Below are 1,947 nucleotides of genomic sequence, written 5' to 3' on the forward strand. Positions count from 1 at the left end.
AAGCGCCCGGAGATGGCGCTTGCCGACGCTGGCTACTGGAGCAAAGCGAACGCGCAGTTAGCGGATGAGCAGACGGAGCTGTTCATCGCCACGACCAAAGACTGGAAGCGACGGAAAGAGCTTCGGGAAGCGGATCCGCCGCGAGGGCGGATCCCCAAATGGTACGGGCTGAAAGAACGCATGGAGCGGAAACTCCGGACGAAACGGGGAAGAGGTATCTACCGCAAGCGTAGCCAGAGCGTCGAAGCAGTGTTCGGTCAGCACGTCACCCGCGGCTGCGACCGATTCCTGTTACGCGGGGAGACGGGGGCACAAGCGGAGTGGTCGTTGTTCTCAGCGACGCACAACCTGCTNGTGGCGGTCCGGCCGGGGGCCGGACGGCCACGAAGTGGCGGACGCGATCGCCCGATAACTGAGCTCGGTTCTTTTTTGTCGACGCTAACGGATCGGTCTGCCGAATCGTACAGCAGCGATTTCAGGCGATATTGGGTGACGGGTAGTACGGAATTCTTAGACGGGCTCGATAGTAGTGATAATAGAGAGAACAGCAACAGCGGCGATGCGAGGACGGATTCCAACAACGATGGCTCGTCGGGGGAGCAACCTCACACGGTGAAGATCGCGGGTCACACGTTCGAGATTCCCGACTTCCTGGCCGATCTTTCCCTAAAAGACGCGAAGACAGCGATAAAGGGTGCATTCTTCGGCCAAACGGGGATGCGGGACGGATGGCGTCCGGTGGAGTCGGCGAACTCCGTGTTCTACATCCTCGGCCAGATTGCCGGATCGTTCGTTCCAACGTTGGGCAGCATCGCGGACGCGCGTGATGCCGTCCAAGACGCTGCAAACGGAAAACTGGGTACTGCAGCGCTCAGCGCAGCCGGAGCTATTCCCGGTCTCGCGAAGCTGACTGAGGGAAAGCTGGCGATACGACACCTCAAAAATTGGAAAGCGAGCTTTGGTGGGGAAATGGCCGGGGATCTCAAAACACTCGGACAGTTGATCGTCAACCACGTCGGGCCGTACATGCCGAATTCGGTCGTGAAGAAGGCACTCGACGTCACGGCTGATGGGGCAGCGAGCACATTGAAAAAGGAAGGCTTCACGATGGAGCAAATCACGGAGTTCTCCAAAGACGGGAATCTCGAAATGATGGCTGAAGCCTCCGAGAGCGGGTTGAAACTCAGTCCCGAGAGTACCAACTTCAAGCGAGTCAGTCGACTCCGGAATATGGATGTACCTGCCAAGGATGTCGTGTGGTACGTCGAGAACGACCACAGCCTCAAGCGGGTCGAACAGCTTGTAAATGCTGGTTTCTCACCCGAAGCAATCAACGATGTGTACAAACAGGGATCACGAGGGATGGAAGGAGTCGATTGGTACAGTAAGGCGAACGACTACTGCAGCGTGCAGGCATCGCTCGAACCAGCAAACAGAAATCATACCTCGATGTGTGACCTACTTCCAACCCAATAGAGAGCATGTACAACCGAATTACAATCATACCACAGGACAATATATAACAAAATCATAACAATGAAGCTCAGAGGATACATCGAAGTAGCGATACTCGTCGTAGTGATGTGGTTCGTCTTTCAGGACATCGTTCAACCGATACTCATCGGTATCGACCCGATGTTCGCCGATCAGCCTGTTGACCGCGTTCGGCGCGGTCCGCAGACCCCCGCACAGGTGGCCGGAATCGTCACATATGCTGTGGGTGCATTCATCTACTATTCAGGGAAACTCATGTATTCTCATGGTATTTTAGTATATTTTTTGGGTTTTCAACGAGTGATTTTGATGATTATCCCCAATACAATTCTGCCAGAAAAATATCATCCGAGAAAAATGGAGACTCAGTACCTCACAAAGCGGGTTAGGTGAACGGGCTGCTTGGTCGGTTGATGCAGCCGGACCAAGCAGCCAACGAACTCACAGAAGAGC

Annotated in this window: 2 protein-coding genes; both read left to right on the forward strand. The window is 54.8% G+C overall.

Features of this window, described 5'->3' with window-relative positions; all coding sequences use genetic code 11:
• Window positions 1–12 precede the first annotated feature (12 nt).
• On the forward strand, window positions 13–1,476 hold the full coding sequence (locus tag C448_RS01110; protein ID WP_455429038.1) for a transposase: 1,464 nt from the start codon (window positions 13–15) through the stop codon (window positions 1,474–1,476).
• Window positions 1,477–1,536: 60 nt separating this feature from the next.
• Window positions 1,537–1,887 (forward strand): hypothetical protein, encoded by a 351-nt coding sequence (locus tag C448_RS01115; protein WP_049915999.1) that lies wholly within the window; start codon window positions 1,537–1,539, stop codon window positions 1,885–1,887.
• The last annotated feature ends 60 nt before the right edge of the window (window positions 1,888–1,947 follow it).

Source organism: Halococcus morrhuae DSM 1307 (genome assembly GCF_000336695.1).
Taxonomy (GTDB): domain Archaea; phylum Halobacteriota; class Halobacteria; order Halobacteriales; family Halococcaceae; genus Halococcus; species Halococcus morrhuae.